This window comes from Arthrobacter sp. Y3223065 (genome assembly GCF_059090885.1).
This window is the reverse complement of sequence record NZ_JBNHGC010000001.1, coordinates 984,859-997,791: the sequence shown is the minus strand read 5'-3', so window position 1 is coordinate 997,791 and position 12,933 is coordinate 984,859. Positions and strand designations below refer to the sequence as shown.

12 protein-coding genes are annotated in these 12,933 nt (G+C 66.3%); 9 read left to right on the top strand and 3 right to left on the bottom strand.

Annotated features, from left to right (window positions below):
* Positions 1-30: 30 nt before the first annotated feature.
* The 7 genes from AC5RUK_RS04585 to nrdR all read left to right on the top strand — a co-directional run bounded on the left by AC5RUK_RS04585 (position 31) and on the right by nrdR (position 8,377).
* Positions 31-318 (top strand): YggT family protein, encoded by a 288-nt coding sequence (locus AC5RUK_RS04585; RefSeq protein ID WP_493987465.1) that lies wholly within the window; start codon positions 31-33, stop codon positions 316-318.
* Between the two features lie 149 nt (positions 319-467).
* Positions 468-1,133, top strand: a complete 666-nt coding sequence (locus AC5RUK_RS04580; RefSeq protein WP_493987464.1) for a DivIVA domain-containing protein — start codon at positions 468-470, stop codon at positions 1,131-1,133.
* Positions 1,134-1,264: 131 nt separating this feature from the next.
* On the top strand, positions 1,265-1,876 hold the full coding sequence (lspA, locus tag AC5RUK_RS04575) for a signal peptidase II (protein ID WP_493987463.1): 612 nt from the start codon (positions 1,265-1,267) through the stop codon (positions 1,874-1,876).
* Positions 1,869-2,804, top strand: a complete 936-nt coding sequence (locus tag AC5RUK_RS04570) for an RluA family pseudouridine synthase (protein WP_493987462.1) — start codon at positions 1,869-1,871, stop codon at positions 2,802-2,804. Before lspA ends, AC5RUK_RS04570 begins: the two co-directional genes overlap by 8 nt.
* 109 nt (positions 2,805-2,913) lie before the next feature.
* Positions 2,914-6,393 (top strand): DNA polymerase III subunit alpha, encoded by a 3,480-nt coding sequence (gene dnaE, locus AC5RUK_RS04565; RefSeq protein ID WP_494151541.1) that lies wholly within the window; start codon positions 2,914-2,916, stop codon positions 6,391-6,393.
* A gap of 34 nt (positions 6,394-6,427) precedes the next feature.
* Positions 6,428-7,777: a histidinol dehydrogenase gene (hisD, locus tag AC5RUK_RS04560; RefSeq protein WP_494151490.1), complete on the top strand. Its 1,350-nt coding sequence runs from the start codon at positions 6,428-6,430 to the stop codon at positions 7,775-7,777.
* Positions 7,778-7,876: 99 nt separating this feature from the next.
* Positions 7,877-8,377: a transcriptional regulator NrdR gene (gene nrdR, locus AC5RUK_RS04555; RefSeq protein WP_493987460.1), complete on the top strand. Its 501-nt coding sequence runs from the start codon at positions 7,877-7,879 to the stop codon at positions 8,375-8,377.
* 75 nt (positions 8,378-8,452) lie between these two features.
* On the opposite strand, the gene ppgK is transcribed toward nrdR, so the two are convergent.
* Together ppgK and map are read right to left on the bottom strand one after the other, a co-directional pair.
* Positions 8,453-9,271, bottom strand: a complete 819-nt coding sequence (gene ppgK / locus AC5RUK_RS04550) for a polyphosphate--glucose phosphotransferase (RefSeq protein WP_493987459.1) — start codon at positions 9,269-9,271, stop codon at positions 8,453-8,455.
* Between the two features lie 89 nt (positions 9,272-9,360).
* A complete protein-coding gene (gene map, locus AC5RUK_RS04545) occupies positions 9,361-10,239 on the bottom strand; it encodes a type I methionyl aminopeptidase (protein ID WP_494151489.1) in 879 nt (292 codons plus the stop codon).
* 94 nt (positions 10,240-10,333) lie between these two features.
* Between map and AC5RUK_RS04540 the strand changes: the two genes are divergently transcribed.
* Positions 10,334-10,495, top strand: a complete 162-nt coding sequence (locus tag AC5RUK_RS04540) for an SPOR domain-containing protein (RefSeq protein ID WP_494151488.1) — start codon at positions 10,334-10,336, stop codon at positions 10,493-10,495.
* Between the two features lie 54 nt (positions 10,496-10,549).
* Here the strand turns inward: AC5RUK_RS04540 and panB are convergent, their stop codons facing one another.
* A complete protein-coding gene (gene panB, locus AC5RUK_RS04535) occupies positions 10,550-11,422 on the bottom strand; it encodes a 3-methyl-2-oxobutanoate hydroxymethyltransferase (protein WP_493987457.1) in 873 nt (290 codons plus the stop codon).
* A 166-nt stretch (positions 11,423-11,588) separates the two neighbouring features.
* Between panB and AC5RUK_RS04530 the strand changes: the two genes are divergently transcribed.
* A complete protein-coding gene (locus AC5RUK_RS04530) occupies positions 11,589-12,929 on the top strand; it encodes a glutamine synthetase family protein (RefSeq protein WP_493977944.1) in 1,341 nt (446 codons plus the stop codon).
* Positions 12,930-12,933: the final 4 nt, after the last annotated feature.

Below are 12,933 nucleotides of genomic sequence, written 5' to 3'. Positions count from 1 at the left end.
CCTTCTAGCGCTAGGAATCGTGGAACCGGCGTGTCCATCATTTTCGTCCTGCTCTACCTGATCTTGATGTTGTTCCAGCTGGCCTTGATCGTGCGGATCGTCTTTGAAATCGTGCAGGCCTTTGCCCGGCGCTGGCGGCCGCGCGGCATCGCGCTGGTAGCGGCTTCCGCGGTCTACTCCGTAACCGACCCTCCCATGAAGGCTTTGCGACGACTCATTCCGCCGTTGAGGATCGGAGGATTTGCGCTCGATCTTGCCTTCCTGGTGTTGTTCCTTGCCGTGACGATCGCGATGGCGATCGTCGCGGGTTTGGCTTGACCGGGGGCGCGTTAGTGTTCGTCTCCGAAACGATATATTCTGATTCAGATATAGCTGGCGGATGTCCGTTGCACGGCGAATATTCGCTACCGTTGTTATGAATCCAGCACGTTGTATTCATGACCCACGAACCAGTATGAGGTGACCAGATGGCTTTGACGCCAGAAGACGTTGTCAACAAGCGGTTCCAGCCGACTAAGTTTCGCGAAGGCTATGACCAGGACGAGGTCGACGATTTCCTAGATGAGATCGTCGTCGAACTCCGCCGGCTGAACCAGGAGAACGACGAACTTCGCAAGAAGCTGGCTGAAGCCACGTCGAACCAGGGTCCGGAGGCCTCCGTGCCGGCTCCGGTCTCCGCCGCCCCCAAGACCGAGCAGGTCAGGGAACCGGTCAAGGAAGAGCCCAAGGAAGAGCCCAAGCCGAAGGAAGAGCCGAAGCCGGCTCCCGTGGCCGCTCCGGCAGCCGGGACCGGGCACACCGCAACCGCCGAGTCGGCCGCAGGCGTGCTGGCAATGGCCCAGAAGCTCCACGACGAGTACGTCACCGCCGGCGTGGAGCAGCGGGACAAGATCATTGCCGAAGCACAGCTGGAAGCCAGCAGCCTGGTCAATGACGCCGAAGAGAAGAGCCGTAAGACCCTGGGCAACCTCGAGCAGCAGAAGGCCGTGCTGGAACGCAAGCTGGAGCAGCTGCGTGGTTTCGAACGCGACTACCGCGCCCGCCTGAAGGCGTACATCGAAGGCCAGTTGCGTGACCTGGAAGCCCGCGGCTCCTTCGCTGCTCCCGAGGTCAAGGACAGCGCCGACGCGTAAGCGCGGAAGATAACCGCCAGCCCTGTGCCACGGGGCTCCCAATGGCCGGCGCCGGGATTATCCTGCCGCCGGCCATTGGCTTTGGGCACCGCGCTCCGGCGCCGCCGACGGGCACTGAAGACGAGAGAGACATGTCAGAAACTTCACCGGCAGCCGATCGACCCGACGATGGGGCACCGGCCGCACCGGGACAGCGCAAGGGCGGCGGCCGGTTCATCCTGCTGCTGGCCGGCTGCGCTGCTTTCGCCTATGCCTTCGACCAGCTGACCAAATGGTGGGTCGTGTCCACCATGACCGAGGGCCAGATCACCCCGGTGCTGCCGCCGCTGCTGCACTGGCATTTCATCCGCAATTCCGGTGCCGCGTTCTCGATCGGTGAGGACTACACGTGGGTGTTCACCATCGTCATGACGGCGGTTTCCGCGGCGATCTTGGTCTACGCGCGCAAAGTCCGCTCCTTGTGGTGGTCCGTGGCGCTCGGCTTCCTGCTCGGCGGCGCGCTGGGCAACCTGACCGACCGGCTGTTCCGCGAACCCGGCTTCGGCGTGGGCCACGTGGTGGACTTCATCGCTTTTCCCAACTTCGCGATCTTCAACATCGCCGACTCCGCCGTGGTGGGAGCGGTCATCCTGTGGTGCGTGCTGACGTTCATGGGCATCGGCATGGACGGTACCCGGGAGACTGCCAAGGCCGGGGACAAGCCGGCGGGCGACGGCAAGGCGGCAGGCGAGAGCGGTGACTGACGAGGTCAGGGTCGTCGAACTGGACGGCCGGACAGCCGGCGCGCGGGCCGACACCGCAGTGGCCGCGCTGCTGGGAGTGTCACGCTCGGCAGCCGCAGCACTCTTCGGCGACGGACGCGTGGAATTGGACGGCCGGGCCATCGCCAAGTCGGAGAAGCTTCCGCAGCAGGGGAGCCTGCGCATTGCCGTACCCGAACAGCGGGATCCGCTCGCCGTCGTGGTGGAAGAGGTAGAGGATTTGAAGATTCTCGGAGACGAGGACGATTTCGTCGTCATCGACAAACCGGTGGGCGTGGCTGCGCATCCGTCGCCGGGCTGGGTCGGCCCGACCGTCGTGGGCGCTCTGGCCGCCCGGGGATACCGGATCTCGACGTCGGGAGCGGCCGAGCGGGCCGGCATCGTCCACCGCCTCGACGTGGGAACCTCCGGCGTCATGGTGGTCGCCAAGACCGAACACGGCTACACGCTGCTGAAGCGTGCGTTCAAGGAACGCACGGTGGACAAGGTCTACCACGCACTGGTTCAGGGACTGCCGGATCCGCTGGAGGGCACCATCGATGCGCCGATCGGCCGGCATCCCGGCTACGACTGGCGATTCGCCGTGGTCGAAGACGGCCGCAACTCGATCACCCACTATGAGGTGATCGAGGCCTTCGGCAGGGCTTCGCTGGTCGAAGTGCACTTGGAGACCGGCCGGACGCACCAGATCCGCGTGCACTTTTCCGCGCTCCGGCATCCGTGCGCCGGCGACCTGACGTACGGCGCGGATCCCAAACTTGCCGCTGCGCTGGGACTGACCCGGCAGTGGCTGCACGCCAAGAAGCTTGGTTTCCACCACCCCGGCAGCGGGGAGTGGGTCGAATACGAGAGCGGGTACCCGCGGGACCTGGCCTATGCGCTGCAGGCGCTGGCCGAACACCGCGTGTAAGCCGGACCGGCCCGGCTCCGGCACCTAGAATGAAACGGTGGCAGCAGTGACTTCATCCAAGACCGGCAACGATTCCTTCGTCCACCTTCACAACCACACCGAGTACTCGATGCTCGATGGTGCCGCGCGGCTGACCGACTTGTTCAGCCACGCCGACGAACTGGGCATGAACGCCGTGGCGACGACCGACCACGGGTTCGTTTTCGGCGCCTTCGATTTTTGGAACAAGGCCCGCAACGCAGGAATCAAGCCGATCGTCGGCGTTGAAGCGTACCTGACGCCCGGCACCGCCCGGGCAGACAAGACGCGCGTGCGGTGGGGCGACGGCGGGCGCAACGACGTCTCCGGCGCCGGCGCCTACACCCACATGACCATGTGGGCCGAGACCACCGAAGGCATGCACAACCTGTTCCGCGCCTCGTCGCTGGCCTCGCTGGAAGGCTACCTCTACAAGCCCCGGATGGACCGCGACCTGCTGCAGACCTACGGCAAGGGACTGATCGCCACCACCGGCTGCCCGTCCGGCGAGGTCCAGACCAAGCTGCGGCTGGGACTCTACGACGAGGCCAAGCAGGCCGCCTCCGATTTCCGGGACATCTTCGGCAAGGAAAACTTTTTCTGCGAGCTGATGGACCACGGCCTGGACATCGAGCGCAACGTGCAGGCCGACCTGCGGAAACTGGCCCGCGAACTCGGGCTGCCGTTCGTCGCCACCAACGACCTCCACTACACCCATGCCGAAGACGCCAAGTCGCACGCGGCGCTGCTGTGCGTGCAGTCCGGCTCGACGCTGGCCGACCCGAAGCGCTTCAAGTTCGACGCCGACGAGTTCTACCTGAAGTCCCCGGCGGAAATGCGGGCCATCTTCCGCGACGTGCCGGAGGCCTGCGACAACACGCTCCTGATCGCCGAGCGCTGCAACGTGGAGTTCAACACCAAGGCCTCCTACATGCCGCGCTTCCCGGTGCCGGAGGGGGAGAACGAGGAGTCCTGGTTCGTCAAGGAAGTCGAGAAGGGCCTGCACTACCGGTTCCCCCACGGGATTCCCGACGACGTGCGGAAGCAGGCCGAATATGAGATCGGCATCATCCTCCAGATGGGCTTCCCCGGCTACTTCCTGGTGGTCGCCGACTTCATCAACTGGTCGAAGGACCACGGCATCCGCGTCGGTCCGGGCCGCGGCTCCGGTGCCGGCTCCATGGTGGCCTACGCGATGCGCATCACCGACCTGAACCCGCTCAAGCACGGGCTGATCTTCGAGCGCTTCCTGAACCCGGACCGCGTCTCGATGCCCGACTTCGACGTCGACTTTGATGATCGGCGCCGTCCCGAAGTGATCAAGTACGTTACCGAGAAGTACGGCGACGACCGCGTCGCCATGATCGTTACCTACGGCACCATCAAGGCCAAGCAGGCGCTGAAGGACTCCTCCCGCGTCATGGGCTATCCGTTCTCCACCGGCGAGCGGCTGACCAAGGCGATGCCGCCGGACGTCATGGGCAAGGGCCTGACGCTGAAGGAAGTCCACGATCCCAACGCCAAGCGCTACGGCGAGGCCGAGGAGATGCGCGAACTGCTCAAGTCCGACCAGGAATCCGCGAAGGTCTTCGAAACCGCGCTGGGCCTGGAGGGGCTGAAGCGCCAATGGGGCGTGCACGCGGCCGGCGTCATCATGTCCTCGGAGCCGCTGATCGACATCATCCCGATCATGCGCCGGGAGCAGGACGGCCAGGTCATCACGCAGTTCGACTATCCCACCTGTGAAGGCCTCGGCCTGATCAAGATGGACTTCCTCGGCCTGCGCAACCTGACGATCATTACGGACGCCATCGAGAACATCAAGATGAACCAGGACATCGACCTGGACCTTGAAACGCTCGACCTCGACGACCGCCCGTCCTACGAACTGCTCGCCCGCGGCGATACCCTCGGCGTGTTCCAGCTCGACGGCGGCCCCATGCGGTCCCTGCTGAAGATGATGCGCCCAGACAACTTCGAAGACATCTCCGCCGTCATCGCGTTGTACCGGCCGGGTCCGATGGGCGCGAACTCGCACACCAACTACGCCCTGCGCAAGACCGGCGTCCAGGAAATCACCCCGATCCATCCGGAGCTGGAAGAGCCGCTGCGGGAAATCCTGGATACCACCTACGGCCTGATCGTGTACCAGGAACAGGTGATGGCGATCGCGCAGAAAGTGGCCGGCTTCTCGCTGGGCCAGGCGGACATCCTGCGCCGCGCCATGGGCAAGAAGAAAAAGTCCGAGCTGGACAAGCAGTATGCGGGCTTCCACCAAGGCATGGTGGACCGCGGCTACTCCGAGGCAGCAGTCAAGGCGCTGTGGGACATCCTGCTGCCCTTCTCCGACTACGCGTTCAACAAGGCGCACTCGGCCGCCTACGGCCTGGTGTCCTACTGGACGGCCTACCTGAAGGCGCACTACCCGGCCGAATACATGGCCGCCCTGCTCACCTCCGTCGGCGACGACAAGGACAAGCTGGCGCTGTACCTGAACGAATGCCGGCACATGGGCATCACCGTGCTGCCGCCGGATGTGAACGAGTCGGCGCTGAACTTCACCCCCGTCGGCACGGACATCCGCTTCGGCATGGGCGCCATCCGCAACGTCGGAGCCAACGTCGTGCACGCCATGGTGGCCGCACGCGACGAGAAGGGCAACTTCGCCAGCTTCAGCGACTTCCTGCAGAAGGTCCCGGCCGTGGTGTGCAACAAGCGCACCATCGAATCGCTGGTCAAGGCCGGCGCGTTCGACTCGCTGGGCCATCCGCGCCGCGCCCTCGCCATGATCCACGAAGAAGCGGTGGACTCGGTCATCGTGCTCAAGCGCAACGAGGCGGCCAACCAGTTCGACCTCTTCAGCGCGTTCGACGACGGCGGCGAAACCGCCGGGGGGCTCTCGATCGACGTGCCGGACCTGCCCGAGTGGGACAAGAAGGACAAGCTCGCGTTCGAGCGCGACATGCTCGGCCTGTATGTCTCCGACCACCCCCTGCAGGGGCTGGACGGGATCCTGAGCCAGCACGCGGATATGTCCATCACGTCGGTGATCGGGGAAGACGGCCCGCCGGACGGGCAGATCATCACCATCGCGGGCATGATCACGTCGCTGCAGCGCCGGATCGCCAAGAACAGCGGCAACGCCTACGCCCGCGCCGAGGTCGAGGACCTGGGCGGTTCGATGGAAGTAATGTTCTTCGGGCAGGCCTATGCGCCGATCGCCACCGTGCTCGCGGAAGACCTGATCGTGGTGGTCCGCGGCCGGCTGCAGCGCCGCGACGACGGTGCCGTCACCCTGAATGCGCAGGAACTCACCGTGCCGGACCTGAGCGACGGGCACTCCGGGCCGGTCGTGATTTCGATGGCGAGCTTCAAGGCCACCGAGTCGGTGGTCACCGCGCTGGGCGACGTGCTGCGCACCCATCCGGGCACCACCGAGGTGCAGGTGCGGCTGAACGGCTCGCGCAAGGTCGAGGTGATGAAGCTCGGCGTGGACCTGCGGGTCAATCCGAACCCCTCCCTGTTCGGCGACCTCAAAGTCCTGCTGGGGCCCACCTGCCTGGATGCCTGACCAGGCGGCGGTGCCGGGTCAGTAGAATGGGTGGGTGACTTCTGCAGCCTCGGCCAACACCTTCACCGATTTCCCCACCCTGGACCTGCGCGGCCGCCGGCTCGGCAGCGCCGAACTCAAGGCGGCCATGCCGCGCGCGGAGACCACCTTCGACGCCGCCACCGGCGCCGTAGAGGAGATCATCGGACAGGTGCGGTCGGGCGGGTTCGCCGCCTTGGCGGAACTCGCCCGCCGGTTCGACGGGGTGGAGCAACTGCATCCCCGGGTGCCTGCCGCGGCGCTGGACGAGGCCCTGGAACAGCTGGATCCGCAGGTCCGTGCCGGCCTGGAGGAGTCGATCGCGCGCGCCCGGCGCTTCGCCGCGGCGCAAAAGCCGGGGGACACCGACGTCGAGCTCGGTGACGGAGCGGTGGTGACGCACAAGTGGATCCCGGTGAACCGGGTGGGGCTGTACGTCCCCGGCGGGCTGGCGGTGTACCCGTCATCGGTCGTCATGAACGTGGTTCCCGCCCAGGCCGCCGGCGTGGTGTCCATCGCCCTGGCGTCGCCGCCGCAGAAAGACTTCGGCTCGCTCCCGCACCCGACGATCCTGGCCGCCGCCAAGCTGCTGGGCATCGACGAGGTGTACGCCATCGGCGGCGCGCAGGCGGTTGCCGCGTTCGCCTACGGCGCGCCCGGGAACGAGCACGGCCCCGCGCTGGAGCCCGTCGACGTCGTCACCGGACCCGGCAATGTATTCGTGGCCACGGCCAAGAGGCTGGTCAAGAGTGTGGTGGGAATCGACGCCGAGGCCGGCACCACCGAGATCGCCATCCTGGCCGACGAGACGGCCAATCCGGCGTTCGTGGCCGCCGACCTCATCAGCCAGGCCGAGCACGACCCGCATGCGGCCTCCGTGCTGATCACGGCTTCGGAGGAACTTGCGGAAGCAGTGCGCCGTGAACTGGGCGAGCAGATCGCCCGGACCAAGCACTCCGCCCGCGTCCGCGAGGCGCTCTCCGGCCCGCAGTCGGGGACCATCCTGGTGGACGGGCTGGAACAGGGCATCGCCGTCTGCGATGCCTACGCCGCCGAGCACCTGGAGATCCAGACCGCCGACGCGGCCACGGTAGCCGCCCGGATCCGCAACGCCGGAGCGATCTTCGTGGGCGACTACAGCCCGGTGAGCCTGGGCGACTACTGCGCCGGCTCCAACCACGTGCTGCCCACCAGCGGCACCGCAACCTTCGCCAGCGGCCTCAACGTGACGACCTTCCTGCGTGCCGTCCAGGTGGTCAACTACGGCAGCGGCGCGCTCCGGGAGGTGAGCGGGCATATCGCCGCGCTGGCCCGCGCCGAAGACCTCCCGGCCCATGGCGACGCCGTGGCCATCCGGTTCGCCTGAGCCGGCCCAACCCCAACATGCAGTAATGACACTCTTGTAATTCACCTAGATATGGTCCTAGGATGAATGAGTTGGCTGTCCCGAGGGAAGGAGTGTGGCGTGTACTGTCCGTTCTGCCGCAACTCCGATTCCCGGGTGGTGGACAGCCGGCTGACCGACGACGGTTCGGCGATCCGGCGGCGCCGCCAGTGCCCGGCCTGCGGGCGCCGCTTCACCACCGTGGAGACCACCAGCCTCAGCGTGATCAAACGCTCCGGTGTCAGCGAGCCGTTCAGCCGGACCAAGGTCGTCAACGGCGTGCGCAAGGCTTGCCAGGGCCGTCCCGTGACGGAGGACGACCTGGCCATGCTGGCCCAGGAGGTCGAAGAGTCTGTCCGCGCCAGCGGCGCCGCGGAAATCGACGCACATGAGGTGGGCCTGGCCATCCTGGGCCCGCTGAAGAAGCTGGACCTGATCGCCTACCTGCGGTTTGCCAGTGTCTACCAGGGCTACGAATCGCTGGAGGATTTTGAATCCGCCATCGACCAGCTGCGCCACGACGCGAGCAGGAACGGCCAACAGGGGCCGGAAGGCCGGCAACGGCCGTTGACAGCGCAGTAGCGCGACCAAGACTCCGGTGGCGGCTGCGGAGGGGAAGCCGAGGCCGCCACCGGCACCAACCAACCGGTTGCCGACCTACTTGGCGAAGCCGAAGTGCAGGGCCGCCTGCAGGGCTGCCCCCACGATGCCGGCGTTGTTGCGCAGCTGGGCCGGGATGATCGGCGTGGCGAGCTGAAGCCGGGGCAGGAAGTCCTCGCTACGCTTGGAAATGCCGCCGCCGATGATGAACATCTCCGGCGAGAACAGGAATTCGACGTGCGAAAAGTACCGCTGCAGGCGCTGCGAATACTCAGCCCAGTCCAGGCCGTCGCGTTCACGCGCCGCGGCTGAAGCCTTCGACTCGGCGTCGTGCCCGTCCAGCTCCAGATGGCCCAATTCGGCGTTCGGCACCAGCTTGCCGTCGAAGATGAACGCCGACCCGATTCCGGTGCCCAAGGTGATGACCAGGACGGTCCCCTTCACCCCCGCACCCGCGCCATAACGGGCCTCCGCCAGCCCGGCCGCGTCGGCGTCGTTCATCACCTGGACGGGGCGGGACATCCGGTGCGTGAGCAGCGCGTCGACGTCGGTTCCGATCCAGCGCGCGTCCACGTTGGCCGCCGACCGTGCGATCCCGTGGCGGATAATGGCGGGGAACGTCACCCCCACCGGGCGGTCGGGCTCGGGGCCCTCCGGCCGGGCACTGAGTTCTTTGACGATGCGCGCGACGACGTCGGCCACGGCCTCCGGACTCGACGGACGGGGCGTGTCATAGCGGATGCGGTCGCCGACCAGGACGCCCTTTTTGAGGTCGACGATGCCGCCCTTGATACCGGTTCCGCCGATATCGATGCCGATCGCCGACCGGGCTGCCCGCTTGGCTGCCTTCTTGACCACAGTGTCCCGGGTCGCCATGCCACCTCCGTGCTCGCTCAGGCCCGGCGTGCCTCGCCGGACTACCGGAAGCCTACCCGCTGTGCCCGGCGGTGTCAGGCCGCGAAGGGCTAGGGGAGGGTGAGGATTTCCGCTCCGGTATCGGTGACTACCAGCGTGTGCTCGAACTGGGCGGTCCGCCTCCGGTCCTTGGTGACAACCGTCCAGTTGTCGTCCCACATCTCCCAATCGATGGTGCCCAAGGTCAGCATCGGCTCGATGGTGAAGACCATGCCCGGCTCGATCGCCCGGCTGTAGGCCGGGGCGGCATCGTAGTGCGGGATGATCAGGCCGGTGTGGAAGGCCTCGCCGACGCCATGGCCGGTGAAGTCACGGACCACACCGTAGCCGAAACGCTTGGCGTAGGACTCGATGGTCCTGCCGATGACATTGATTTCCCGTCCCGGGGCCACGGCCTTGATGCCGCGGCGCAGCGATTCCTGGGTGCGCTCGACCAGCAGGCGCGACTCTTCATCGACGTCGCCGACCAGGAAGGTGTAGTTCGTGTCCCCGTGGACGCCGTCCAAGTACGCGGTGATATCGATGTTGATGATGTCGCCGTCCTGCAGCACGGTGGTGTCCGGGATGCCGTGGCAGATCACTTCATTCAGCGAGGAACAGATCGACTTGGGGAAGCCGCGGTAGCCGAGGCAGGACGGATACGCATGGTGGTCCAGCAGGAATTCATGGCCGATCCGGTCCAACTCGTCGGTGGTCACCCCCGGTTCGATGTGCTTGCCGACCTCCACGATGGCCTGCGCAGCGATTCGTCCCGCGATGCGGATTTTCTCGATGGTCTCCGGCGTCTTGACCTCCGAACCCGTGAACTTGGCCGGCGCCGGCTTCCACGCGTATTCGGGCCGGGCGATCGACGGGGGAACGGGCAATGGGGGGCTGACGGTGCCTTGAACGAGGGTTCCGACGGGTGCTGTTGCTGCGTTGTGGGGCATAGTATCGATCATATAGGTGCTGCAGAGGTGCCCGACAGCGAGGCTGCGACAGCCTACGAACGCTGCCGGGCGCCGTCAACGTAAGGAGGCCTGCATGGCGGATTTCTGGTACAACGTGGTCACCCACCAGGTGGAAGTGGGCGCCCAGTCCGACTGGACCCAGTTGATCGGCCCCTACGAGACCCGCGAAGAAGCCGAGCGCGCGTTGGAGAAGGTGCAGCGGCGCAACGAGGAGTGGGACGCGGAGGACGACTGATCCTGCCGGCGCCCGTTCCCGGCCGGGGCGTCTGCGAACTGAAGGACGCGGCGCCTAGAAGGAGTGCTCCGGGCCGGGGAACGAGCCGTCCTGGACATCCGAGCGGAAGGCGGCGGCGGCGTCGGAGATGATGGTGCGCACGTCCGCGTACTGCTTGACGAACTTCGCCATCTTGCCGCCGCGCAGGCCGGCCATGTCCTGCCAGACCAGGACCTGGCCGGTGGTCGACGGCCCGGCCCCGATCCCGATCGTGGGAACACGCAGGGCCTGATCCACCTTGGCGGCTGCCTCGGCCGGAACCATCTCCATGAGCACCGCGAAGGCTCCGGCTGCTTCCAGTGCCAGGGCGTCGTCAATGAGCCGCTCGGCGTCGTCGCCGCGGCCCTGCACCCGGTAACCGCCCAGCGCATGTTCGCTCTGCGGGGTGAAGCCGATGTGCGCCAGCACCGGAACACCGGCCTGCACCATGGCCCGGACGGTCTCCGCATAGTAGGCGCCGCCCTCCATCTTCACCGCATGGACGCCGGTTTCCTTCAGGAAGCGCACGGAAGTTTCCACCGCCTGCGCCGGCGACACCTCGTAGCTGCCGAAGGGCAGGTCGGCAACGACGAACGCGCTGCGGGCCGAGCGGGCCACCGCCCGGCAGAGCGGCAGCATCTCGTCCACCGTGATCGGCAGGGACGTCTCGTTGCCCAGGACGTTGTTGGACGCCGAATCGCCGATCAGCAGCACCTCGATGCCGGCAGCGTCGAAGATCTCCGCGGTGTACTGGTCGTACGCCGTGAGCATGGCGAAGCGCCGGCCCTCGTCCTTGGCCTGCTGCAGGTGGTGGATGCGGGTGCGGCGCGCCGGGCGGGAAGCCGATGCCGCCGCCGACATGCCGTAAGGAGCCGGCTGTTCTGCACCGGAAGACTGTGAAGTGGGCATGTGATAGAGCCTAATCCTCCGGCGTCCGCTTCCTCCACTGCGACGCGGACGCGTTACCGGGGCGCCAACTTCGGTTGTGCTGCCAGTAGGCTAAAGGGAAGCAGACCACGGCAGGCTTTGGCATGCAGTTTTGGATGCAGGGCCCGGACTCAGCGAAAGGCAGCACATGGACCGTCAGCAGGAATTCGTCCTCCGTACCATCGAGGAACGCGACGTGCGGTTTGTCCGGCTCTGGTTCACGGACATCGTCGGGTCGCTGAAATCCGTGGCGCTGGCCCCTGCCGAGGTCGAAGGCGCCTTCGAGGAAGGGCTCGGTTTCGACGGCTCCTCGATCGAAGGCCTGGCCCGGGTCTTCGAATCCGACATGCTGGTCCAGCCGGATCCCACCACGTTCCAGATCCTGCCATGGCGGGGCGAAGCGGAGCAGACATCCCGGATGTTCTGCGACGTGCTCACCCCCGACGGCGAACCCTCCACCGCCGACCCGCGGAACGTGCTCAAACGGACGCTGGGCAAAGCCGCGGAGATGGGCTTTACCTGCTACACCCATCCCGAAATCGAGTTCTACCTGCTCAAGTCCGACCAGTTGGGTCCGGACGGGGTCCCGGTACCCGTGGACCACGCCGGGTATTTCGACCACGTGCCCGGTGGCGTTGCCCAAGACTTCCGCCGCACCGCGGTGACGATGCTGGAAAACGTGGGCATCTCGGTGGAGTTCAGCCACCACGAGGACGGCCCCGGCCAGAACGAAATCGACCTTCGTTACGCCGATGCCCTGCAGACCGCGGACAACATCATGACCTTCCGCACGGTGGTCAAGGAAGTGGCGTTGATGGAGGGCATCTACGCCACCTTCATGCCCAAGCCGTTCTCCGACCACCCCGGCTCCGGCATGCACACCCACTTTTCGTTGTTCGAGGGCGACTCGAACGCATTTTTCGAAGCCGGTGCCGAGTTCCAGCTCTCCAAGACCGCGCGCCAGTTCATGGCCGGGATCCTGCGCCATGCGCCCGAATTCACCGCCGTCACCAACCAGTTCGTGAACTCCTACAAGCGCCTGTGGGGCGGGGGAGAGGCACCCAGCTACGTGTCCTGGGGCCACAACAACCGGTCGGCGCTGCTGCGGGTGCCGTTGTACAAGCCGAGCAAGGGCCAATCCGCCCGGGTGGAATACCGGGGCATTGACTCGGCGGCCAATCCGTACCTGTCCTACGCGGTGCTGCTGGGCGCCGGGCTCAAGGGCATCGAGGAGGGCTACGAGTTGCCGCCGGCCGCCGAGGACGACGTATGGAGCCTGAGCACCGCCGAACGTCGGGCCATGGGCCTGGACCCGCTGCCGTCCAGCCTGCACGACGCCATCCGCACCATGGAGGAGTCGGAGCTGGTGGCCGGGATCCTGGGCGAGCAGGTGTACGAGATTTTCCTGCGCAACAAGCGGGCCGAGTGGCACGACTACCGGCTGCAGGTCACCCCGCACGAGCTGAAGCGCAACATCGGAATCCTCTAGGGCG

What these genes read in the sequence shown, in the direction of transcription:
- AC5RUK_RS04580 (WP_493987464.1), top strand. Translation starts at nt 468, where the DNA reads ATGGCTTTGACGCCAGAAGACGTTGTCAACAAGCGGTTCCAGCCGACT.
- lspA (WP_493987463.1), top strand. Translation starts at nt 1,265, where the DNA reads ATGTCAGAAACTTCACCGGCAGCCGATCGACCCGACGATGGGGCACCG.
- dnaE (WP_494151541.1), top strand. Translation starts at nt 2,914, where the DNA reads ATGCTCGATGGTGCCGCGCGGCTGACCGACTTGTTCAGCCACGCCGAC.
- ppgK (WP_493987459.1), bottom strand. Translation starts at nt 9,271, where the DNA reads ATGGCGACCCGGGACACTGTGGTCAAGAAGGCAGCCAAGCGGGCAGCC.
- map (WP_494151489.1), bottom strand. Translation starts at nt 10,239, where the DNA reads ATGCCCCACAACGCAGCAACAGCACCCGTCGGAACCCTCGTTCAAGGC.
- AC5RUK_RS04540 (WP_494151488.1), top strand. Translation starts at nt 10,334, where the DNA reads ATGGCGGATTTCTGGTACAACGTGGTCACCCACCAGGTGGAAGTGGGC.
- panB (WP_493987457.1), bottom strand. Translation starts at nt 11,422, where the DNA reads ATGCCCACTTCACAGTCTTCCGGTGCAGAACAGCCGGCTCCTTACGGC.
- AC5RUK_RS04530 (WP_493977944.1), top strand. Translation starts at nt 11,589, where the DNA reads ATGGACCGTCAGCAGGAATTCGTCCTCCGTACCATCGAGGAACGCGAC.